Source organism: Anaerococcus tetradius ATCC 35098 (assembly GCF_000159095.1).
Classification (GTDB): Bacteria; Bacillota; Clostridia; order Tissierellales; family Peptoniphilaceae; genus Anaerococcus; species Anaerococcus tetradius.
In genome coordinates this window covers 1-222 of sequence record NZ_GG666389.1, presented here as the reverse complement: position 1 = coordinate 222, position 222 = coordinate 1, and the positions used below count along the sequence as shown (strand labels likewise).

Sequence of the window (222 nt, the reverse complement as noted above, 5' to 3'; positions counted from 1 at the left end):
GGAAATGACCGTAGCGGACATCCGCAATAATCCGGTGATTGCCTATGAAGATGACTGCGTGACGCGGCTGATTCAGGACGATGTTAACGAAACGGCCTACAACCAGATTAAAAACTGGAGCATCAGCGAACTGCGTGAGTATGTGCTGAGCGATGAAACCAGCGTGGACGACATTGCCTTTACCCGCAAAGGGCTGACCTCGGAAGTGGTCGCGGCGGTAGC

Annotated in this window: 1 protein-coding gene; it reads left to right on the top strand. The window is 53.6% G+C overall.

Going from position 1 to position 222, the window contains the following annotated elements; all coding sequences use genetic code 11:
- Nucleotides 1–222: ethanolamine ammonia-lyase subunit EutB (gene eutB, locus HMPREF0077_RS10295; RefSeq protein WP_004837967.1), on the top strand; the 222-nt coding region annotated here is incomplete at both ends.